Here is a 21,855-nt window from a genome sequence, read left to right on the forward strand (position 1 = left end):
ATCGAAGGAAACTCTCAGTCGTTGTTCAAAGGGGTCTCATGAATCGCATTCGGTCGGCGGCAGTCCGCCCTCTCACCGCCATCGCGACGGTCGCGTCGCTGGCGCTCTTGGCCGGATGCGCCGGATCTGTCGGCGGGAGCGATTCAGACTCGGATGCTTCCGCGGGGGAGGGCTTCGCCTACGACGCTTCGCAGGACGAGATCGATGATGCTCTGGCCGATCTTGAACCCGTGACTCTGAAATTCCAGCCTTCGGCGATGTCGGAGAAGTCGATCCTCGCGCCGAACGGGCTCGATGTGAAGAAGGCGATCGAGGAGCGCTCGGGCGGGAAGATCACCGTCGACATCGTCTGGGGTCAGGCGATCGCCAGCTACGCCGACGTCGATGACGCTTTGGCTGACGGGCGAGTCGATCTCGCCTTCACACTGCCGTCCTACACTCCGGCCGAATACCCTGCCTTCGACGCGCTCGGCACCGCCATGTCGACTCTGCCGTCCTCGCCGGTGGCCAGTGATCTGGCCGCCAACGCTGCCGGTGTCCAGGCGGCGTGGGAGACGCCCGAAGTGCTTGCCGAGTTCGAGGACAAGAATCTCGTTCCGCTCATCCCGATGCTCGCCGCCGGTGGGTATTCCACAATGTGTTCGAAGCCGATGACGTCTCTCGATGATTGGAAAGGCAAGCAGCTGCGTGTCGGTTCGGCTGCCGCCGGGAAGCAGGTGACCGATCTGGGAGCCACTCCTGTGTCGCTGTCGTTCCCGGAGACCTATGAGGCGCTGCAGCGCGGCACCGTGGACTGCGATCTCGGGCAGCTCGCCCCGAACGTCGAGGCCGGCACGTTCGAAGTCGCTCCGAACATCGGAGTCGCCTCCGATGCGGGAATCGCACGTTCTGCCGGTGCGATCGCTGCAGGCAAGAAGTACTCGGAGCTGCCGGTGGCTTACCAGCAAGTTGTCTTTGACTCGATGTCCACGACATTCAGCACCATGATGGAGGTCGTCATCGGTGCCAAGGCGATGGCCGTTGAACAGGCCAAGGACAACGACGGCAAGGTTGAGCCGTTCGACGATGATGTGCAGAAGCAGATGGCGAAGTACGCCAAGACGCTCTCTGATAAGACGGCGAAGAAGGCAGGCGTTCCCGACGCGCCGTCGACGTTGAATACCGCGGCAAGCGACTGGCAGAAGAGCGTGACTAAGCTCGGCTATGAGGACAAAGGCGACTTCGCTTACCTCGACGAGTGGTACCCGAAGGACGCGAACTACGACGAGCTCGGTACGCAGCTCTTCGAGAAGGCCATGGCCGATCACCGGCCGGAGTGAGTGGAATTGTCTTTCCAGATGCGGCAGCGGGTGGTGCCGACCGCCAGGGCTGAAGTATCAGCAATTACTTGAACTTGCACACAATTTGAACCATCCGAATTCTGGTCCGTAGTAGGCGATAAATAGTACTGCCAAGGTCTCAGCAATCGCGCCCAAGACTGGAAATAGCCATCCTGCTACGAATAAGATCTTCGATCCCTTTGAAGAGTGGGAACGATGCCATATTGCGCCCGCCGATAAGAATAGGGCTACAAAAGGGACTAGACTTAGAATAATGGCAGAGCCCGATAGCAGTTTCCAAGTTGCACCTTCTGGCGGGGTGCCTGCATTGTCTTTTTTATACCGTCCGATGAGAATGGTTAATTGATTCCGCGCGAAATCCATCAGTGGAGCTGTGTGATTTCGAGGGAACTTCAGAACCGCGAGAATTGCCACCGTAACGAAGGGCGGAACCGCTACCAGTAACCCATATGCGAGTGCAGGAATATAGGATTCTGGCTTGGTCGGATCGGTGATATAAGGTAATGCCAGAACTATAGACTGCATTGAGACGATTACGATGGCGAGCGCTGGAAGAAGTAATTGGAAAATGGATTCCAGAATTCTGCCTCGAATCACTGTAGGTATCGACTGCGTACAAACGAGGACCATGCCAGCAGTCGATATAAGTGAAAGGACCGCGAACGTAAAGGTCAATACTGGTTGGTGCATCAAACTCCACGCTGCCCAAGTTGCGGCGCCAACTAACGCTGAACCGACTAGCAGGCTGTGCCATACAAGTGCGGCAGTTGGATGTTTCCGTTGATTGCCTGCGATTCTGCCCCTAGCCTGAGTCAAGGATCGAATTTTCATTTCCCGAATCTTCTGAACGAGGTCTTCTCGTCTAGCCTCTTCCGAGATTATAGTCACGGCGTCTGATGCGAAGATGAGTGCGATAACTGCGACCAGTGGTATTCCGAGCGCCTGACCTAAGTTCAACACGCCCGTTTCGACTGAGGAAATTAATGCGTCCACGATGACATAAGGGATAAGGAACGCTGACCCCACCGCTATCAGTGTTGCAATAGGGCCCCAGAACTGGTGGTGTTCGACCGCGTCTTCCCTGGTGAAACGTTCAGGGTCGCGAGGGAGCCTGAGGAAGACCTGAACGGCAATGGCAGAAGTGATCAAGAGGGTAACTGCAACGCCTGCCGCTTCAATATTTGCCGATGGGTAAGGGATCTTTGGTGTTGTTGATTCCGCAGTCGATATATTCGAGATCATCGCGAGAAACCATTGCATTGAGTATAGTAGTCCCGCTGCTACTCCGGTAAATCGAAACGTTGAGAACATGGATCGAGAATAGCTATCCATTTCATGTTGCTGAATATCGGGATCTGACTCAATGTTTTCAATTCTGATAGGTTGTGATCCGCTCTTTAGGATCCTTCTCTTTGCTTCGGTCATCCAGCTAGCCTATACGGAGGTGTAAGCGACTACTCCTACGCGGTGAGTACTGTATTGAGACCTGAGGTAAAAAGATGGCTTGCAACACCGTGGGTTCGAAATCGCAACGCGGACCTTGACTGTGGTACCAGGCACGAACGGTCGTATGAGGTGTGCCCTGTGGTGAGTTTGGCTCCTGTGTCGGGCATCGTGGTCCGGTATTGCGCCTGGCCCAAAGGTCGCGCGAAGGTTCAGGACTGTCAGTGAGAGTCCTAGTTTATGCAGTGGTTCTTCGTCTTTAATGCTTCCGCGATGCGCGGGAAAATTTCGAACTCGGCCCCTCATAATCTACTAGGCTAGTGATGGCGTCGGGCTTCGGCGTACCACGCCGGGTATCGGCGACCTGAGCCGAACTAAGCGGCACCTCGGCAGACCAAGCGGGACGACAGAAGGGCTTGACGGGTGACAATCCTCTACTCCATCGGGCTGGGCGTCCTCAGCGCACTCATCGTCGGCTTCCTCGTCCGGCGGATGATGTTCACCGGCACCGGGGCAGCACGCAACACCATCGTTTCCCTCGCCATGGGGCTCTCGATCTGGCCGATCACCCTCCAGGCCTATCGCCTGCTGGGCATCGCCGAGGGCGGCCAATATCCGACCTTGGATATGAGCTTCCCAGCCATCATGGTCTTCCTCCTGTTGTTCGCGTGGTTCATCGTCATCCAGATGTTCGTGCTCCTGGCCATCGAGCTCGTCCTCCCGACAGGATCGCTGACCTCCCTGCTGCGGTCGGCACCGAAGATCCCCACCTGGTATCGCAGGCTCAATCGTTTGGCCCAGATCCAAAAGATCCTCATCCAATTCGGGCTCTCCCGCTACCTCAAACCGCGAATTCCGACCCTGCGGGTATCCCTGCGCGAGATCGCCTCGACGACCCGTGATGCGTTGGCCGCGGCCGGTGTCACCTTCATCAAGCTCGGACAGTTCATCGCCACCCGCGGTGACATGATCCCGCACGAATTCGTCGAGGAGTTCTCTACCCTGCAGGCCGGAGTGCCGCCGGTGCCGTTCAGAGAGGTCAAGGACCAGCTCGAAGCCCAGTGGGGCAGGCCCGTCGCCGAGGTGTTCGAAGAGTTCGACGAGGTCCCCTTCGCCGCAGCTTCGGTTGCGCAGGTCCACCGTGCCGTCACCTGGGAAGGCCGCGTTGTTGCCGTGAAAGTGCAACGACCGAAAATCCGCAAACAGGTTCGAGCCGATTGCGATATCGTCCTCACCCTCGCCGAGCGCCTTGAACGGTCCACCGATTGGGCGAGTAGGGTCGGCATCGGGAAGCTGGCCCGCAGCTTCGTCGATTCCCTGCAGGGAGAACTCGACTACCGCGGGGAGCTGGCGCACATCGAAGCACTTCGCACTGCCGACGAGACTGGTCGATCCACCTCAGGGACAGACTCCATGGTGCGCATCCCGCGGGTGTACAAGGAGTACTCCGGTGAGTACGTCCTCGTCATGGATCTCATTGAAGGCGTTCCTCTCTCGCACGCCACCGAGGTCATCGACAGCCTCTCCGAACTGGCCCGCAATGAGATCGCCCAGGACCTCTTCCTCATGGTTGTTCGGCAGGTGCTGGGCAAAGGCATCTTTCACGCAGATTTGCACGCGGGCAACATCGTCATCTCACCAGCAGGCCGAGCAGGCCTCGTCGACTTCGGCGCCGTCGGCCGCATCGACAAACGAGACCGTCGCGCCATCGCTCTGCTGCTCATGGCCTTCGACTCCCAGAACTCCCAGGCCGCGACTGCCGCAATCCTCGACCTCCTCGGCACTCCCAGTGACGTCAATCTCCGGGAGCTGCAGCGTGAGATCGGACAGATTCTGCTCAAATACGGTGACGGTCAGCCCGGGTCAACCTCGGCGGCTCTGTTCGGGGAGCTCATCGACTTCGTCGTGGACTTCGGGTTCCCGATGCCGGTGTCGGTGGCGACCGCTTTCCGAGCCATCAGCACTTTGGAAGGGTCGATCACAAGGCTCAATCCCGAATTGAACCTGCTGGCCCTGGTCACGCAGAATGGGCGCAGCCTGCTGCGTGAGGTCGGGGGACTGGGCGTCGACCGGCACGAGGCAGCCCTCTACGCGGCCGCAGTGGGTCCACAGATCGCGGAGCTGCCTGGTCAGCTCTCACGGATTGCCGGCCATCTGCAGGACGGTACCCTCGACGTCGGCACAAGTGGTTTGAACATTTCGATGATCAAGAACCTGCTCAAATCCACGGTCGAACAGTTCATCCAGGTGATCGTGTCCACGGCACTCATCCTCGGCGGCGTGATCCTCATGGCCGCGAACTTCGGTCCGCAGCTGGCACCGGAGCTCAAGCTGTTCACGTATTTCGGGGCGTGGGTGCTGCTGGTCGGCAGTGTTATCGCTGCTTTGGTGCTGGCACCGGCGCTGAGGCAACGGATGGCCTGGGACAGGTTGGGGTAAGGGCGCGAATGCCGCGGCCACCCTAAATCGTTCAAATACAGCGGATGCGCGATAATATGAGCATATAAGCACTACAGGCGCCATTCTCCGTCAAGCGCGGAAGGACGCAGTGCTGACTCAAAGTGTGCTTTCTCGGCGCGCCGGTTTCTCTCAAAGTTTCATCAGTGCTTACGAGCGTGGCAATCGAGAACCGTCGGTGGCAGCGCTGAATCTTCTTCTCAATATGGCAGGGTACAGCCTTGCCGCTATACCGGAACCGGAGACACTTCGCCTTGTTCGCTCTCACTCTCGCGAGCTGATTAAAGCGCTTGCACGACTTAGCGCCACGAACATGTCCGTGTTCGGCAGTGTTGCTCGCGGAGACGACCGACCGGACAGCGACATCGATCTGCTTGTAGATCTGGATGATTCTGTCGGTCTCTTCAAGCTCATGCGGATGAGGAGTCGAGCCGAGGAGATCCTCGGCTGCGCAGTCGACATGATTCCTCGCGAGGGGCTGAAGAAGGAAGCTGCTGTGACTGCGTCTCGAGATGAGGTCTCATTATGAGCCGCGATCCTCAAGACGGCATGCTCTGCGACGCGATAGGAGTCCGTCCGATCGAAATTGGAAAGGCCGTCAAAGACCTGCCGTCCCAGCTTCTCGACACTGCGCGCCTCAGGTGAGCTCGTCAACGAGAGTCACGCCCAGTGAGTCCGCCAGCCGATCGACAAGCAACCACCCAGACCCTTCTAGGAGTGCCCCCATGGACGAGAAGTTGGGCACGAGCTGCCAGTCTCCGCGGTCAGTCGGCACTCGATCGGCGAAGAGCACAAGCACTTCCGCTGCTGGGAGCTGATTGATCTCCGTTTGCCGGGAGTGCCAGAGAATACCGGCAATGTTCTGCCCTGAGGTGTGGATGCGTTTGGCCACTCGCCGCGTACAGGGGTAGTGCTCCCGCGGGCTCGAGGCGAGGCCAGCCCGGCCGATTCCCATGGCTTTCAGGCTCCGGTCCCGCAAATCCACGACGGAGAGATCAGTTGGAAGTTTGACTTGAGCGTGTGCCATGCCGAGGAGGGTGGAGACGTTCACTTCTCTCGGGGGCAGGATCGGGACGTCATGGAAACTGGTTTCGAGCAGGGCCGCCTCGAGTGTGTCGGCGAGGTACATGCTGGGGACGCGTGCCTGGGTCCCCGCTTCGTTGAATGGTGAGAACCGAGAGTTCCCTTTGCCCGGGTTGGGTGTGGCGTATCCGTCCACAGTATTGAACACCCTGAACCACTCGCTATCGGCTTTCAACACCGTCAATGGCAATGCGCCGGCCGCGACAGCATCACAGAGTTCGTCAACAGCGACGGGGCACTTCGCGGGATCGGGGCACCTGAGACGCTCTGGCGGCAGAATGATCGGGCTCATGCGGTCCGATCTTTCGCATCCCTCAAATCCTCTGCATAGAGCTCGGCAGCATTCACTGCCCGCTTCGGGCTCGTCTCCGCAACCTTTGCTGGGATCTCATCACTGAGCAGACCAGTGGGTGCGGTGAGCCAAGACCATAGTCCCCAGCTGCCTATGCCGACTTTGAGCAGCGGTGCAATCAGGGCGGTGACGTTGTCATTGAGCGTCCCGCGATGGGTCAGCTGGACTTTTGGGATGAACGTCTTGCCCTCCACGTCGATGGTGAACATGTGGAGTTGCTCCCGTTGCCGTGCCACCCAGGTGCGAACGGTGCTCTGCGAAGATCCGCGCAAGGTTGCCAGGGATTCGTAAGTCTCCACGCCCTCCTCTTCAAGCAACCGAGCCCGGAATGCCACGCTGCGCTGCGCTTGCCTCTGGGTGGCTTCGGGGATGAGCTGAATGGTCCTTGTCAGGTACGAATGGGCCAAACGTTTGGACAGGGAGGAGCGCTCATCGAGTTGTTCCTGGACGATGGTCCGGTACAGCTCGAGGGCATTTTCAACTTCGGCTGGGCTCAGTCCCTCCACGTTGATCTGCGACCATTCGAGGTTCTGGGCCTGCAGTTGACGGTTCTGCGGAGCCCCATATGCGTGTGCGGTCATGGTGTGCCTCCAAACTGTATTCCAAGTGTAGCAGTCTGAATAGTGCAGAGTTAAGAGATTCGACTGCTACATTCAACCCCGGCAAGCGACACTTCTTGCATCAGTCCCCAGATTCGTGCGGTGCACTTGTTGGTCGAATGCCCAAATCCAGCTCACCTCGAAGCATGATCACCGCAACGAAGCAGCACGCGAGGAAAAGCACTCCTCCCGCAGCAATCGGAATCCTCAGGTCGAAATCGGCCAGAATGCCACCGAGCGCGGATCCGACGGCCAGGCCAGAGAGTCCGAGCACTCGCGTGGCCCCACCGACTCGTCCGAGGAGGTCGTCTGGAACGAGTCGCTGCCGCAACGACAGCGAACAGATGTTCCAAACGACGGCGTGCAGGATATAGAGCGCCAACAGCAAGCCCGCGACGATTGGATTCTGAGTGAGCGCAAGGCCGCCGAGGGCAACTGCTCCCAGGATGAGGCTGGCAACAATCGTCCATCTGGACCCAAGACGCGCGCGGAGGCGCGATGCAAGCATTGAACCGAGGAGACCTCCGAGGGCGGAGAACGCGAGCAGCAGGCCGTAACCGGTGCCGTTCAGCCCGAGACGTTCCCGGGCGAAGAGAACGAGGATCGAGAACGGCAACATGTAGCCGATGCTTGCGAGTGCTCCGATGACGGCCAGGCCGCCGACGACATGGTGGCGTCGCAACCAGGCAATGCCATCGACAGCCTCAGCAAAGACTGACCGTCGGGAGGAATGTGCGTCAGCGGACAGTGTCGACGGACTCCGGGTCGGCAGAGCAAGAGCGATGACTCCCGCAAGCGCCCAGAGCCCGCCCATTGCAAAGGCGGGGACTGAGGCCGCAAGTGCGAACAGGAATCCACCCAGGGGAGGGCCAGCGAATTCATCGGCGATCAACTGCGTCGCTGCAATACGTCCGTTCGCAGATTCCAGTCGTTGGGTCCCGACAAGCGACGGCAGGATCGCTATTGCAGCGCTGTCTGCAACGCTTTCTAAAGCCGCGACTACGGCCATAGCCGAGTACAGCACGATGAGGGAGGAGACCCCGAACTGGATGGTCAGCGCGAATCCGGCCAGCGCACCTCCTCGCAGAATGTTGGCCGCGACGATCAATGTTCGTCGATCAAACCGGTCGACCCAGACGCCGATCGGCAAAGCAGCCACGAGTCGGATCACGGCATAGAGAGTGGCCAATCCGGCTACAAGGCGAGGATCATCCGTCATCGAGGCTGCAAGCAGCGGCATTGAGACGAACGCGAGGCCGTCGGCGAGGTTCGATAGCGCGCTCGTGCTCCAGAGAGCGTTGAAGCCACGACCGATTGCCATGTCCATCAGCCTAGCGGGATCGCTCTCGACGCCGACCATCTCGAACTGTTGAGGTGACGCGAGCCGACAAGTGGCAGCATCGATCGTAACCTGCCCCTCACCGGCACTGACAAAGTCCATGATGAGAGCTCGGAAGACTGTATCGTAGATGCGTCGACCGGTGAGCCAGGTGTGAAGGAGTCAGAGTGTACGTTCTGCATGCTTGTGCACTGCCCGATGCCCAGTACGGAATCGACATCGGCATGTGGGCCGAGGACTCCGCCCTCCCGGTCTCGAGCCCCAGCGCAGCAGTGCGCCAAGTCCGCGACCACCCCTTCGCCGTCCCCACCGACTCACTCGCCGACATTCTCGGGCGCTCAGAGGGGGCTCGCAGAACGCCCCAGACTCTCCTGCTTCCATCCCTGCAGCGCTCGCCCTTGGATCCACCCGAGATGGTGCGCATCCAGCCTCGGCGCCGGTCCTCTTCGGCTCCGTCTCTGCTGCCGTGGTCTGTGCCCGTGATGCGGATTCCCGCTTCCGAACTGTCCTCTGTTCTCGACTCGATCCTGGGGGATCAGTCGGAGGTCGACGTGCGACCGGCCGCCTCCGTTCATTATGTTGCTGAACTTCGCCGACATGGCGAGATGCTCGTGGATCGTTCCCGCGTGCTCCCCACCTGTGTCATCGTCGGCCGAGACGACGAAGACGACAATGACACCACCACCACCGAGGTGCAGGCCCGGTGGCGGGTGTTCGCCACCGGTGCCGACGCCGTGACGAACCACGGTCTGGTCCAGACCATGCCGCCGTCCTTTCGCGCCGCCGCACCGGAGACACCGCAGGCCGAGTTGACCCTGGGACTCTTGGACGGCGTCGTCGACGCCCTCGTGCGCCGGCGCCTGCCCGCAAACCTACTGGCACCTCGGCGGGGCCGTCGTCCCTCCACTCTGCCCGCCGCCGAGACGTGGTTCGAGTCACTGACCGGTGATGATGCACGTGTCGACATCGCCCCCGCCGCGGCGGAAGAACTCATCCGTGAACTCGACCCGTGGGTACGCGAAGGAGCGGAGTCACCTGGTCCGGCACAGTTGGTCCTGCGCCTGCGTGATCCTGAACCTGAAGGAGGCACCCTCACCGAATCGGACGCTGCCGAAGTTCGCTGGCACCTCGACTTCCTCCTGCGCTCACGCAGCGACCAGAGCCTCGTCATCGACGCCTTTCGAGTCTGGGATGACGATGGGAGTCTGGCGAGGTGGCTCGACAAACCCCGCGAGGTGCTGCTGGCCGAACTCGCTCGCGCTCAACGGGTATACCCGGATCTCGAGGCGGGGCTGCGCAGGGCCGAACCGACGGAACTTGAGCTCTCCACCTCAGCGGCCTTCGACTTCCTCAATACTGCAGCGACCGGACTCGCCGAGGCGGGGGTCGAGGTGCAGCTGCCGTCCTGGTGGGGCACGACGCCCAAGGTCGGTCTCAAGCTCCATGCCACACCGACAGACGGCGACCCACAGGAAGCGAAGATCGGCAGGGACGGGCTGGCCAGCTTCGACTGGGCGCTCGCCGTCGGGGACCACGGCCTCAGCGATGACGAGATCGCGGCCCTCATCTTTGCCAAGGCACCCTTGGTGCAGATGCGGGGACAGTGGATTGTCGTCGACCAAGAGCGAATCAGACGTGGACTCGACTTCCTCAAGAACCATGAGGAGGGCCAGATGCCAATCTCCGAGGTGATGACGCTCGCCCTCGGCGATCCTGAGGAACTCGAGACGCCCTTGGAGATCACCTCCGTCGAGGCAGACGGGTGGTTGGGTGACCTGCTCGACGGCACTGCGGCCCAGACTATCGAGACAGTCGACCCACCTGAGGACTTCCGGGCCACACTGCGCCCGTATCAGGCTCGGGGATTGAGCTGGCTGGACTTCCTCGGACGTCTGGGAATCGGCGCCGTCCTCGCCGATGACATGGGCCTCGGCAAGACCGTGCAGCTGCTCGCCCTGGAAGCCACCGCCCGCGCACGCGCCTACGCCGCTGCTGACCCCGACACCATGACCAGTGCCCCGACCCTGTTGCTGTGCCCGATGTCGCTGATCGGCAACTGGGAAGCCGAGGCTGCCAGATTCGCCCCCAGCTTGCGCATCCTCGTCTACTACGGGTCGGCCCGTCCCCGCGGGGACGCATTTGATGCGGCTCTCGCCGAGTCGGACCTCGTCATCACCACCTACGCCACCGCATCCCGCGACATCGCCGAACTCGAACGCATCGGCTGGGTACGCGTCGTCCTCGACGAAGCACAAGTGATCAAGAACCGCCTCTCCCAGACCACCAAGGCCATCCGGCGTCTGAACGGGGGACAGAAGATCGCGCTGACCGGCACCCCGGTGGAGAACCGGTTGAGCGAACTGTGGTCGATCATGGACTTCGTCAACCCGGGAATGCTTGGCACCCCGGAGAAGTTCCGCGAACGATTCGTCCGTCCGATCGAGGTGAGGGCCGACGAGGAGCGAGCGCACCGCCTGCGTCGGATCACTCGGCCCTATATCTTGCGACGGACGAAGACTGATCCGCGGATCATCGACGATCTGCCGGAGAAGATCGAGATCAAACAGCACTACCGCCTCACAGTCGAACAGGCCTCGCTGTACCAATCCGTCGTCGCCGAGATGATGGGGCGCATCGAGGAATCGAGCGGTATCGAGAGGCGCGGGCTGGTGCTGGCGGCAATGACGAAACTCAAACAGGTCTGCAACCATCCTGCCCATCTCCTCCACGACGGTTCGGCGATCGGGCAGAGGTCGGGCAAACTCGAGAGGTTCGAAGAGATCATGTCCGAGACCCTGGCGGAGGGGGATCGGGTGCTGTGCTTCACGCAATTCACCGACTTCGGGGAGATGCTCGTGCCTCACCTTGCGGCCAAGTTCGACACCGATGTCGCCTATCTCGCCGGAAGCACCTCGAAGCAGCGTCGCACCGAAATCGTCAAAGACTTCCAGGAACCGGACGGTCCGAAGATCTTTGTGCTCTCCCTCAAAGCCGGAGGCACCGGGCTCAATCTCACCGCTGCCAACCAAGTCGTCCACCTCGACCGCTGGTGGAACCCGGCTGTGGAGAACCAAGCCACGGACCGAGCGTTCCGAATCGGGCAGAAACGCCGGGTGCAAGTGCGCAAGTTCATCGGCATCGGTACCTTGGAGGAGAGGATCGACGCAATTCTCGAGGAGAAGAAGGAGTTGGCCGATATGGTTGTCGGTGAGGGAGAGTCATGGTTGACCGAGATGTCGACGGACAGTCTGCGCGACCTCTTGACTTTGTCGAAGGATGCCGTTGGTGAGTAAGTCATTCGGATCCCGGTTCTATCCGCCGTCGAAGCCGCGCACGGTCGACGGCGGCATCCGCGCGAAATCGAAACGCGGTTCTATGGCCCAGGCCTGGTGGTCGACACGGTTCATCACCGTCCTCGAAGGCATGGGAATGGGCACCCGGCTGACCCGTGGCCGCAACTATGCCCGCAGAGGCCAGGTCCTCGACATCGACCTCGACGCCGGTCTGGTGAGCGCAACCGTGCAGGGCTCGAGAGCTCGTCCCTACCGCGTGCGCATCGGACTGCGCGCCTACGGCAAGGCCGAATGGGCGAGCATCGAGGAGAGAATGAACGAGGACGCCTGGTTCGTCGCTCAACTGCTGTCAGGGCAGATGCCCGCCGACATCGAGAAGCTCTTCGACGATGTGGGCCTCACCTTGTTCCCGATCAAGGGCGAGCTCACTCTCGACTGCTCCTGCCCGGACGCCGCCGTGCCGTGCAAGCACGTCGCGGCAGTGTTCTATCTGCTCGCCGAACAGTTCGATGAGGACCCATTTCGGATCCTCGCCTGGCGAGGACGCGAACGCGAGGACCTTCTCGAGCACCTGCACACCGGTTCGACGGTGGAGAACTCCGCCCCGGTGCCCTTGACCGAGCTCCTCGACGAGTTCTACTTCCAGCCCGCCCAGATTGTCCCGCCACGCCCGCTCGGGACGGCGGTCTCCGTGCTCGAACAGGTGCCACCGATTACCGTCACGGTGCGGAAGCAGCCCCTCGCCGAGGTGCTCCGCCCCGCCTATGAGGCGCTGGCCGAGGACGGCTGATCAGTGAGGTTGTCCAGAAGTCCTCTCACTCCAGCAGCTCGTCACGGTCCAGCACCGTGTCACGGTCTTCGATGATGTCGGCTCGAACCCACGAAGTCAGCAGTTCCGGTCGCCGGCTCATGAGCGAGCCCGCGGCGGAAGGCTGCCGGGTTGGAACTCGCCGTTCTGTTGAGGGTTCGCAGCACCACTGTGGTCATCTCCTGATCCTGGAAGTGGGCATCGGCGAGGCCGAGGTCGATGTGGTCGACCGGGATCTCGGGGTCAGTGCTGACTGACATCGATGCTCTTGTCTTGGCGGTGACTCCGCCGTCTTTGGGTGCCGGTCAATTACCATCGGGTAGCCTTCTTTAGGATGACGATTATGAAAGGTGCAAGTCAGGTGACGACAGCGGCGGACACGACTCGGATCGGCGATACAGCTCTGATCTTCGAGGGCGGTGGCATGCGGGCGTCGCTGACGAGCGGGATGGTCGTCACGCTGCTCGAAGCTGGCTTGGATTTCGACTGGGTCGCGGGTATCAGCGCCGGGGCCTCAAATGCGGTGAACTACTTGTCCGGTGACGCGCGACGCGCTCGTCGGTCATTCGTCGAGTTCGCCGCCGATGAACAGTTCGGCGGCCTGCGCTATTTCGCTCGTGGGCAGGGCATGTTCAACGCGGAGTACATCTACCAGCAGGCGGGCGGCCCCGACGAGGCGCTGCCGTTCGACTGGGAGTCATTTCAATCGAGTCCTGCAGACATGAGGATTGTCGCGTTCGATGCGGTATCCGGTGATGATGTTGTGTGGTCGCGGAAAGACACTCCTGAGATCGAGGATCTGATGGTCCGTGTACGCGCCTCCTCGACGATGCCTGGGCTGATGCCGCCGGTCCACTTAGACGGGCATGTGTACGTCGACGGGGCGATGGGCGAGGACGGCGGAATCGCTCTGAGTCAGGCACAGATAGAGGGCTTCGAAAAGTTCGTCATCGTGCTCACGCAGGAGCGCTCGTATCGAAAGGCGCCGCAGCGCTTCTCCGCAGTCTACCGGAGCATCTTCCGTCGGTATCCCGCATTGGCGGAGGCGCTGTTGACCCGGTGGGCACGGTACAACGAGACGCGCGAACGGATCTTCGCTCTCGAAGCGGAGGGAAAGGCACACGTCTTCGCTCCTGAGCGGATGCCGGTCGACAATGGCACCCGTGACCTTTCACGCCTCGCCGCTGCTCATCGCATGGGACTGTCCCAGGCCCGCCGCGAGCTGCCCGCGATCCGTGAGTTCGTAGGTGCGTCAGGCAGCCCAGTGCCATCGAGTCGATGAGGACGTGTGCTCCTCCCAATCGTTGACCACAATTGCGATCTGACAACATTTCGGTGATCCACTACAGTTCGTGTAGTCGCGTCAGGGCTTCCTGCTAGATTCACTGAGTATGAGCGACCACCCGAATTCCTATGAATCACAGCCGCCCTCGCCCGAGCAGGGCGCGACGATGAAATCGAAATCCAAACCCGTCCTGCTCGGCATTGCCGCAGTTGCGGTCGTGGCACTCATCGCAGGAGGCTCCTTCGCCTTCTTTTCCGGGTACAACCCCTTCGGCGATCCGAAACCCAACTACGCTCAGACTCCCAGCCAATCCGATGTCATGGACTTCAGCGGTCTGAGTGCGGATATGCACCTCAGCGGCGCCCCGCTGACTGCCTCTGCCGAAGCGGGTGAGACCTCCCCAGAGATCCTGCGGTTCATCGGGTCAACCACCTCGATTCTCACCCGAGTGGATGACTATGATCAGCCCGCCTGGACGGTGTCCGTTCCGCACCAGGACATCGACACCGGCAAGACCGAGCCGCTGGACGAGGCGCTCGACCCGGACGCTTCCGACGACACCTCCGACGACGAGGAGAAACTGGCCGGCACTCCCACCGCATGCCGAGTCTCCGGTGGCGCTGTCCAGTGCGGGGACCGAGCGGTCGCACTCAGCGACGGGTCGGTGACAACGGCTGAGAGCAAGGCCGATGTCGACCCGGATCCCGCATCGTCGAGGGTTCCTCTCGACATCGACGATGCAGGAGCAGTGACCGGGCCGGACGATCAGACCTATGACGGTTTGAATCTCGCCCCTGAGGCCCATGCCTCGATGATCGCCGGTCCCCAGGTGGGGGAGACCGGACCGTGGGTGGTCTCCGATGGTCAGACCCTTGCCGCCGTCGATTCCGACAGCGTCCTCTGGACGCAGGACCTCGATCCCTCCGCCGCCGAGGTGACCGGGCTCGGTGACAAACGCGTCACCCCGTCGTGGACAGCCGTCGATGGTGTTCTCATCATCGGAACCTCGGGCGGGGTGAAAGGCCTTGACCTCTCGACCGGTGACCAGCTGTGGGCAGTGTCTGCGCCGGCCGACGGGTTCGCGGTCGCCGGCAGTCAGCTGCGCATCCAGCATGAGGGCGCAGTGAGCTCCTTCGACTTCACGGACTCGTCGGACGACGATTCCGTGACGGCTGACAAGGGCTTCGATGAGAGCATTTCGGCGCTGCCCGCACCGAAGCTCCCATCGGAGGACGACATCCGCAACGCGAAGCTGGAGGTTCCTCCCGCCTGTGCAGACTTAACTATGGCCGAGGGAGCGAAGCAGGCATTCGCAGACGGCAAAACCGCAGAAGGAGACTACGGGTCATCGATCGCCATCAATGACGTGACAACGTCGGTGGCCACACCGAAGCCGATGGTGGCTATCGACTTCGTCTGCTATCCGGGTGGGAACTGGGTGACGGATTCGGTCGGTGTCTATGACCAGAAGCTGAACCTCGTCACCTCGATCGAGCCGTGGAGCGAGGACTCGGACTTCCAGCAGCTTGCCGACTTCAACCGCAGCATCGTCTCTGCGGTCGACCTCACCGGCCCCTATATGACAGCGACGGTGAGCAATATCGCTGTATACGGCGATGAGGATTACAACGCCGCAGAGCGCACGGGGGAGGTGGAGCTCCGATTTGCGTGGGCGAAGGGAGGATACGAACCTCAGGATGTGCTGTTCACCGTCGGTGGAGAAACTGTCCGGGTCCCGGAAGTCGAGGAAGTTCAGAAGTTCGTCGATGCGGCCGCGAAAGGCGACGATGGCACTGCCGGTGCGATGGCCACTGATGAGGTCATGCGAGACCTGGATACAGTCATCGGGGATGCGTCTGCGAACCCACCGCTGACCTACCGAAATCTGGCTCTCCAGGACGGGACCGAAGTCGATACCTGCGAACTTATCGGAGTCGTGGGCGAGGAATACGGGGACTACACCATGAGCAATGGTGTTGGCCTGATGGAAGGAATCGGCGGTTTCGGCGCCGATGCCTTCAAAGCCGGCGACGTCATCTGCGGGCTGAAAGGCCCCGGCGAGACGATCGACCCGGACGATGAATACAGCTGGTACGCAGCGCACCTGCTGCTGAAAGGTAATGAGGCAGGAGCGGTCAAGGTGTATTCGGTGTCTTCATACACCGGATGAAGTCTGCGCATTCGACAATGATCGACCTGCCCTGGAAACGTCGTCCGCCCCTGGAAGCCGCGTGTAGCGTCGTACTACAATGGGGTCATGACTAGGAGCAGCCAACCGACGAGATTGCCGGCAGACGTCTACGAATCCGCTGTCGCGGCGGCTAAGGCCGCTTCGAGGACGGTGCCTCAGCAGATTGCGCATTGGGCTCGTATCGGGCGTGAAATGGAATCGTCGCCCACGGTCAATCATCGTCAGATTACGCAGGTCTTGGCCGGAACGAGCTCCTATGACTCGCTCGCCGAAAGAGAACAGGCCATCGTGCGCGAGGCGTGGGAAGAACGCACTCGCACACTGCGAGAGGGACTGGATTACGCAACCGGCTTCGACTCAGCCGGTGAAGAGTATTCGGAGCTGGACGAGGACGGCAACCTGGTCGTGCATCGGCCAACGGCCTGATGCCGGTTCTGCATCTGCTCGCGGGGCCGAACGGCGCTGGGAAATCAAGCTACCTCCATGATGTCCTGGCACCTGTGACGCATCTGCCGTTCATCAACGCCGACGTCATCGCAGCGCAGAGATGGCCGGACGCTCAGCTGGAACATGCCTCTGAAGCAGCACGGATCGCAGAGAGGCTAAGGCGGGAACTCATCGCCGAGAAGCGATCTTTCATTTCAGAGACCGAGTTCTCGCACCCCAGTAAGGTCCAGCTGGTCACTGATGCTGCCGAAGCCGGATTCCTCGTCACACTGCACATCGTCATGGTCCCCGTCGACCTCACGGTTCAGCGAGTGTGCGAGCGTGTGCGTCGCGGGGGGCACACAGTGCCGGAGCACAAGATCCGGGAGAGATACGAGCGTTTGTGGGACCTTGTCGCGGAGACGATCGGAACGGCTGATTCGGTGAAACTGTACGACAACAGCAGCGCTCGCCGACCGTTCCACCTGTGCGCCAGCTTTGAACTCGGAGCACTGGTGGGCTCGCCGGATTGGCCGACCTGGGTCCCTGACCCGCTGAAGAGACTGGGAGAATGATGTCCTCGCAACCGATCGCCGACCGACTCAAGACGCACTTGAGCCGCGTCGGTGCGGACATCGTCCATGCGGCATCGACACGTGTGCAGCCCGATGGCCTCAACATCCTCATCGATCGTGCGCCGTTGTCCTTCCCCATCGGCGAAGACGACATCGCAGCGCTGATCTCGATCGCCGAACCCGCGCACTTCGGCAGTGGCGAGGACACCGTCTTCGACCCCACAGTCCGCGACACCTGGGTGATCGATCCGGCGCACGTCCACCTGGGCGACCCAACCGGTGCCACGGGGACAGACAACTGGACGGGAGCGCTCGACGAGTCTCTCGGCCACCTCGGTGCCGCGCTGGGAATTCCTGCCGATGCGACGGTCCGCGCCGAACTCCACTCGATGCTCGTCTATGGGAAGGGGCAGTTCTTCCTGCCGCATCAGGACTCGGAGAAGGACGACTCGATGCTGGCCACACTCGTGGTCGGACTGCCGACCACACACACCGGTGGCGAACTCGTCGTCGACGACGACGGCGCTGACCGGATCTTCACCGGCGACCAGGACGACATCACACTCGCAGCGTTCTACGCTGACCGACGGCATGAAGTGAAGCCGGTGACGTCAGGTCATCGGGTGACACTGACCTTCAACCTCCTCGTCGACCACCCAGCGGCCGAAGACACAACGGCCGACGACCACACGATGACAACCACAGCCGCCGACGACGCCGGCACCGGCGATCCCGTCGACAGCGAACTGACGGCTCTGATCACCGAATACTTCACCACACCGGTCAAGCCGCGATTGGGTGGCGGGAATGCGACACCTCCCCAGCGGATGGTGTTCCTCCTTGACCACGAATACAGCCGACACGGTCTGAGCCGAACCACGCTCAAGGGCGGCGACCGCCTGCGAGCCGCATGCCTGCTCAGTGCCGCCCGATCTGCCGGATGCGAAGCGATGCTCGGTCTGAGCGAGATCCACGAAACGCGCGAGGCTGCGATCGACGACCGCGGCGGTTACTACAGCAACCGGGGTCGTTATTGGGCTGACGAGGACGAACCCGACATCGAGACCCTCGACACCGATGGCGAACTGCTCGACGGCGACATCACCTTGAACTGGTGGATGGTTCCCGACACGGGGGTCGGCGAGTCGATCGAATCGCGAGTGGGGGAGGAAGAGACGCTGGCCGTCACCTCCACTCGGCAGCTCACTGCTCATGCGGCCGAATACGAAGGCTATATGGGCAACTACGGCAACACCGTCGACCATTGGTACCGGCGGGCCGCGATCATCCTGTGGCCGATGGAATCGTCGTTCGTCGTCCGTGCCGAGGCCGGTTCGGGATGGGCGCTGCGAACCTTGGCCGACCGACTGGCTCAGGGGCAGATCGCCGAGGCGGCCGCCGATGCGCGATCGCTCGAGCCGTTCTGGTCGGGAGCCGGTCCCGAGTCGCTCGACCTGGCATTGGAAGTGGCGTTGGGCGTCGAGGACAGAACAGCCGCGACCGTCGTACTCACCCCGTACGGAATAGCGGGTCTGGGTGCAGAGCAAGCGGAGGCGCTGGGCGCGCTGACAGAGAGGTACGGAACGTCCTGGCTTGGTGACCTACTGGGTTCGTGGGCATCCGCCGGACCGCGCTTCACAACGCCCGGAGTCCGTGCCCTGATCGAATGGGTGAACACCTCCATGGCGTCGACGATCGCTGTGTTGCGAACAGACGAGTCCCCATCGGGTGCGACCGTTGCTGAGGTGTTGACCTCTCATGCGGCAGCCTTCATTCCCCAGCAGGTCGCTTCGGCGGCAAGGCAGATACCGCCGGCTCAGGCGTGGAGATCATTGGTGGACCTCGGCGCTTTCGTCGCCGAGGTGGTGTCGGCGGCGACGAGGGACCACGCCGCAGCGATCGTCGATGGCCTCGACGGCCTGGGCGGCGATCTGATTCCCCTCTACGTGTCCGTTCTGCAATCGGCGGCGGACCCGACTGACGAGAACTTCGCCCCCATCGTCGCCGAACGTCGGCGTCGTCTCGAGGCTGAACTCGCGAAGCCCGAACGCGCCGCCGATGACTGGTCGATTCCCTTCACCGGCTGCGGGTGCGCCGACTGCGATCACTTGGCCGGATTCCTGGCATCGTCGGAGCAGCGATCGCTGACCTGGCCGTTGGCGAAGCTGCGCCGACAACACATTCACAATGCCATCGATGCGCAGGGTCTGCCGGTGACACATACGACGGAACGGACAGGAAGCCCGCACAAGCTCAAATTGCATAAGACGGACTTGCTCATGAAGGAAGATGTCGCACGGCGTAAGTACTGCGCAGAACAGTTGGCCTGGGTACGGGGACTGAACCGGTGACACCGGCAACGACGACGCAGCGCACTCTGCTGTTCCGCCCGCTGCGTGGCGCGTTATGACGGCTCTTCAGTTTGTGCGACAGCTATCGATGGTCAGCCCCGTGCGGACTGCTGGAATCGTCCGAGAGGCTTGGCGTATATGTCTGGAGAACCTGATCTGCGAGGGGAGCCGCGTCTCTATCCTTCAACGTGTATCACCACAGCATGCTCTGTTCGACCTGCCAATGGCCGTCCCGACGAGGCTGATTCTGCGTCCGCGTGGATGTTCAGTGTTCGTTGACGGAGACAAGCGTCGCGTCGGGTACCGCTCCTGGAATCGAGTCGTCGACCGACTCATCGGCGGATTCGGCGACTTCCGCCTCTTCGAACTGGGACGATCCCTCAACAAAGTATCCCTGTGACACGTCCCTCTGTGCAGGCTTCTGCATCGCTGATTCGACCAGACCGAGCAGTTTCTCGCGTCGGTCAGAGAAGAAGCCATCGAAACTGTCGTTACGCAGAAGACTGTGATTAATGCAATGCGAGTCAAGCACTTCATCGACCTGATCGGTCGTGATCTGTGCATTACGCTCGATGAGATCCAAATAGTGTGAAGGGGCTCGAGCACCGATCGAGCGGTTTGTCTTCGCACTGATTGCTGTCTTATTGACAATCGACTCACGGTGCTCGTCGTCGATGTTGTGATCCGCACACCACTTCTTAGGAAATATGTGGTGGATATCGACGGCTAATTCGCGATGCTGAACCAGGTCCAATCGTTTGTCCTCCATCCAGTCACGCGCCTGATTTTCAAGCAACAGTGCGTAGATGCCCTTATAAGCAGCAGCGTTGCGAGTGCGCAGAGAATGGAGTCTGGACTCGACGAACTGTGCGTCCTGCACTGTCGTCGGAACTCGTGCTCCGTCCACCGCCCGAGCCCAGTCGGGCACAAGCATGACATCGCGGACGAAGCGCGTATCCGTCGTGCCTCCATACAGCTCACCGAGGATACCGCACCAGAACCATTGGACGATCCGGCTGCGAGGTCCACGCAGATCCGCGTCGGCTCCCACGATCACCTTGATGACGGCCAGAGGGATCAGATGCGTCCCGTACGGCAGGAACCGCGTGTCGAAGATATGTCTGTCAGCCAGGAATCCCGCTGCCCAGAGGAAGGCCTCCCGCAGCGGGTCACGCCACTGCAGATACTCCGAGAGGCTGATCCTCAGGGCGTCTTCGTTGCGAGCGGACACGGCAGTCGGGCGTGTCCTTGTGTCAGTCAGATGCTTCCTGCGAGTCGCGAGGAGAGTCACTGCTCGGAGGAAGTCCGTGCTGCTGACCTCCTGCAGTACCGGCTGGGATTCGAACACAGCTCGCGTCTCGCGCCAGTCGTCATTGAGGCGGAAGTCCGTCCCGTGTTCGGCATAGTAGTCGGCGTCTCCGGCGAACGTCGCCGTCAGCAACTCGAAGACGTTCAGTTCGAGCCCGCCGGTATTCACCTTCTCGAAGACCGTAGCTACCGCGGATTTCGAGGTATTGCGGTCTAGTTCGATGGCGGGGATAGAATACCTCGCTGCGGGGGTCAGCACCTCTGCGTGGAACCGCCCCGCCAACTTCTGGTCGATCATGGCGTACTTGAGTATCCAACCTTGGCTCTCCACCGGCTGGAACAGGAGATTAAGCGGAAAGTAACCCTGTTCCCTTTGCAAATCGGGTGTCGACAGGTCGAGTTCCACATCTCGTTTGAAATTGGTCCAGATTCTCCCATCCTCACCGACCGAGATGACGGCTTCATCCATCGATCCTTCGCCGTCCAGTGCTTTGCTGATGTTGACGAAATACCGTAGAGACATGAGCTTGCCACGCGAGTCCTTGGTTTCGACGACTCCGTCGTTAGTCAATGCCTGAGTCAATGAGGTGAGGCGCTGCTGCCCATCGAGCAGCAGATGAGTCGGTGATATATCCGCATCCAGTCGAACGCCTTCGACCGGTCGCGGTTTGAACCGAACTTCGTCATTGTTCGTGTCGAGCAGCATCACTACGCCCATAGGGTGGCCGCGCAGAATGGTGACCAGCAACTGGCGAATACGTTCATCATCCCATTTGTATCCCCGCTGGAAATCAGGGAGTTGGATCGCCCCGGAAACGGTCCTAGCGAGGTAGTCATCTAGTGTGTACTGCGGAGTCTGAAATCCCATACAGCGACCTTACATCGTGTGTGGGACATCGAACCATCGGCTTGCGATCGGACGAGTCCACAGACAAACTGGTCGATTTCTCAAGTATTAATGAGTCAATTACTCGTAAAGCCGTTTGGCGAAATCTCGCAGCCCTA

The 21,855-nt window shown here is 61.0% G+C and carries 16 protein-coding genes; 10 read left to right on the forward strand and 6 right to left on the reverse strand.

Annotated elements, in window-relative coordinates; all coding sequences use genetic code 11:
- Positions 1 to 38: 38 nt before the first annotated feature.
- Entirely contained in the window at positions 39 to 1,319 is a 1,281-nt protein-coding gene (gene dctP, locus BLT92_RS16910; RefSeq protein ID WP_092107469.1) for a TRAP transporter substrate-binding protein DctP, read from the forward strand.
- 57 nt (positions 1,320 to 1,376) lie between these two features.
- Here dctP and BLT92_RS20525 read toward each other — a convergent pair whose 3' ends face one another.
- The gene (locus BLT92_RS20525) at positions 1,377 to 2,765 is read right to left on the reverse strand and encodes a hypothetical protein (protein ID WP_157691483.1); all 1,389 of its coding nucleotides are present in this window, start codon (positions 2,763 to 2,765) and stop codon (positions 1,377 to 1,379) included.
- A 441-nt stretch (positions 2,766 to 3,206) separates the two neighbouring features.
- Between BLT92_RS20525 and BLT92_RS16915 the strand changes: the two genes are divergently transcribed.
- Positions 3,207 to 5,222 (forward strand): ABC1 kinase family protein, encoded by a 2,016-nt coding sequence (locus BLT92_RS16915; protein ID WP_092107471.1) that lies wholly within the window; start codon positions 3,207 to 3,209, stop codon positions 5,220 to 5,222.
- Between the two features lie 82 nt (positions 5,223 to 5,304).
- Positions 5,305 to 5,769 (forward strand): XRE family transcriptional regulator, encoded by a 465-nt coding sequence (locus tag BLT92_RS16920; protein ID WP_257944362.1) that lies wholly within the window; start codon positions 5,305 to 5,307, stop codon positions 5,767 to 5,769.
- A 108-nt stretch (positions 5,770 to 5,877) separates the two neighbouring features.
- Here the strand turns inward: BLT92_RS16920 and BLT92_RS16925 are convergent, their stop codons facing one another.
- The 3 genes from BLT92_RS16925 to BLT92_RS16935 all read right to left on the reverse strand — a co-directional run bounded on the left by BLT92_RS16925 (position 5,878) and on the right by BLT92_RS16935 (position 8,595).
- The gene (locus BLT92_RS16925) at positions 5,878 to 6,615 is read right to left on the reverse strand and encodes an RES family NAD+ phosphorylase (protein WP_009884120.1); all 738 of its coding nucleotides are present in this window, start codon (positions 6,613 to 6,615) and stop codon (positions 5,878 to 5,880) included.
- Complete coding sequence (locus BLT92_RS16930) at positions 6,612 to 7,256, reverse strand: hypothetical protein (RefSeq protein ID WP_009884119.1); 645 nt, start codon at positions 7,254 to 7,256, stop codon at positions 6,612 to 6,614. The genes BLT92_RS16925 and BLT92_RS16930 overlap by 4 nt, the downstream gene beginning before the upstream one ends.
- Before the next feature lie 100 nt (positions 7,257 to 7,356).
- A complete protein-coding gene (locus BLT92_RS16935; RefSeq protein ID WP_231938892.1) occupies positions 7,357 to 8,595 on the reverse strand; it encodes an MFS transporter in 1,239 nt (412 codons plus the stop codon).
- Positions 8,596 to 8,780: 185 nt separating this feature from the next.
- On the opposite strand from BLT92_RS16935, the gene BLT92_RS16940 reads away from it, so the two are divergent.
- Entirely contained in the window at positions 8,781 to 11,906 is a 3,126-nt protein-coding gene (locus BLT92_RS16940; protein WP_092107475.1) for a DEAD/DEAH box helicase, read from the forward strand.
- Positions 11,890 to 12,696, forward strand: coding sequence for an SWIM zinc finger family protein (locus tag BLT92_RS16945; RefSeq protein WP_172802613.1), 807 nt, complete (start codon positions 11,890 to 11,892; stop codon positions 12,694 to 12,696). The genes BLT92_RS16940 and BLT92_RS16945 overlap by 17 nt, the downstream gene beginning before the upstream one ends.
- Positions 12,697 to 12,755: 59 nt before the next feature.
- Here BLT92_RS16945 and BLT92_RS16950 read toward each other — a convergent pair whose 3' ends face one another.
- Positions 12,756 to 12,974 carry a hypothetical protein gene (locus tag BLT92_RS16950; protein ID WP_009884115.1) on the reverse strand — a complete coding sequence of 73 codons (219 nt, stop codon included), beginning with the start codon at positions 12,972 to 12,974 and terminating at the stop codon, positions 12,756 to 12,758.
- 83 nt (positions 12,975 to 13,057) lie between these two features.
- Here BLT92_RS16950 and BLT92_RS16955 point away from each other — a divergent pair, with 83 nt between their 5' ends.
- From BLT92_RS16955 to BLT92_RS16975, 5 genes are all read left to right on the forward strand, one after another.
- Positions 13,058 to 13,996, forward strand: coding sequence for a patatin-like phospholipase family protein (locus BLT92_RS16955; RefSeq protein ID WP_009884114.1), 939 nt, complete (start codon positions 13,058 to 13,060; stop codon positions 13,994 to 13,996).
- A gap of 109 nt (positions 13,997 to 14,105) precedes the next feature.
- On the forward strand, positions 14,106 to 16,169 hold the full coding sequence (locus BLT92_RS16960; protein ID WP_092107479.1) for a PQQ-binding-like beta-propeller repeat protein: 2,064 nt from the start codon (positions 14,106 to 14,108) through the stop codon (positions 16,167 to 16,169).
- Between the two features lie 87 nt (positions 16,170 to 16,256).
- Positions 16,257 to 16,616: a TA system antitoxin ParD family protein gene (locus tag BLT92_RS16965; RefSeq protein WP_172802614.1), complete on the forward strand. Its 360-nt coding sequence runs from the start codon at positions 16,257 to 16,259 to the stop codon at positions 16,614 to 16,616.
- A complete protein-coding gene (locus BLT92_RS16970; protein WP_092107483.1) occupies positions 16,616 to 17,191 on the forward strand; it encodes an ATPase in 576 nt (191 codons plus the stop codon). The genes BLT92_RS16965 and BLT92_RS16970 overlap by 1 nt, the downstream gene beginning before the upstream one ends.
- Positions 17,188 to 19,542 carry a 2OG-Fe(II) oxygenase gene (locus BLT92_RS16975; protein WP_092107485.1) on the forward strand — a complete coding sequence of 785 codons (2,355 nt, stop codon included), beginning with the start codon at positions 17,188 to 17,190 and terminating at the stop codon, positions 19,540 to 19,542. The genes BLT92_RS16970 and BLT92_RS16975 overlap by 4 nt, the downstream gene beginning before the upstream one ends.
- Positions 19,543 to 19,807: 265 nt before the next feature.
- Here BLT92_RS16975 and BLT92_RS16980 read toward each other — a convergent pair whose 3' ends face one another.
- Positions 19,808 to 21,718, reverse strand: coding sequence for a GmrSD restriction endonuclease domain-containing protein (locus BLT92_RS16980; RefSeq protein WP_092107487.1), 1,911 nt, complete (start codon positions 21,716 to 21,718; stop codon positions 19,808 to 19,810).
- Between the last annotated feature and the right edge of the window lie 137 nt (positions 21,719 to 21,855).

It is taken from the genome of Brevibacterium picturae, from assembly GCF_900105045.1.
GTDB classification, from domain to species: Bacteria; Actinomycetota; Actinomycetes; order Actinomycetales; family Brevibacteriaceae; genus Brevibacterium; species Brevibacterium picturae.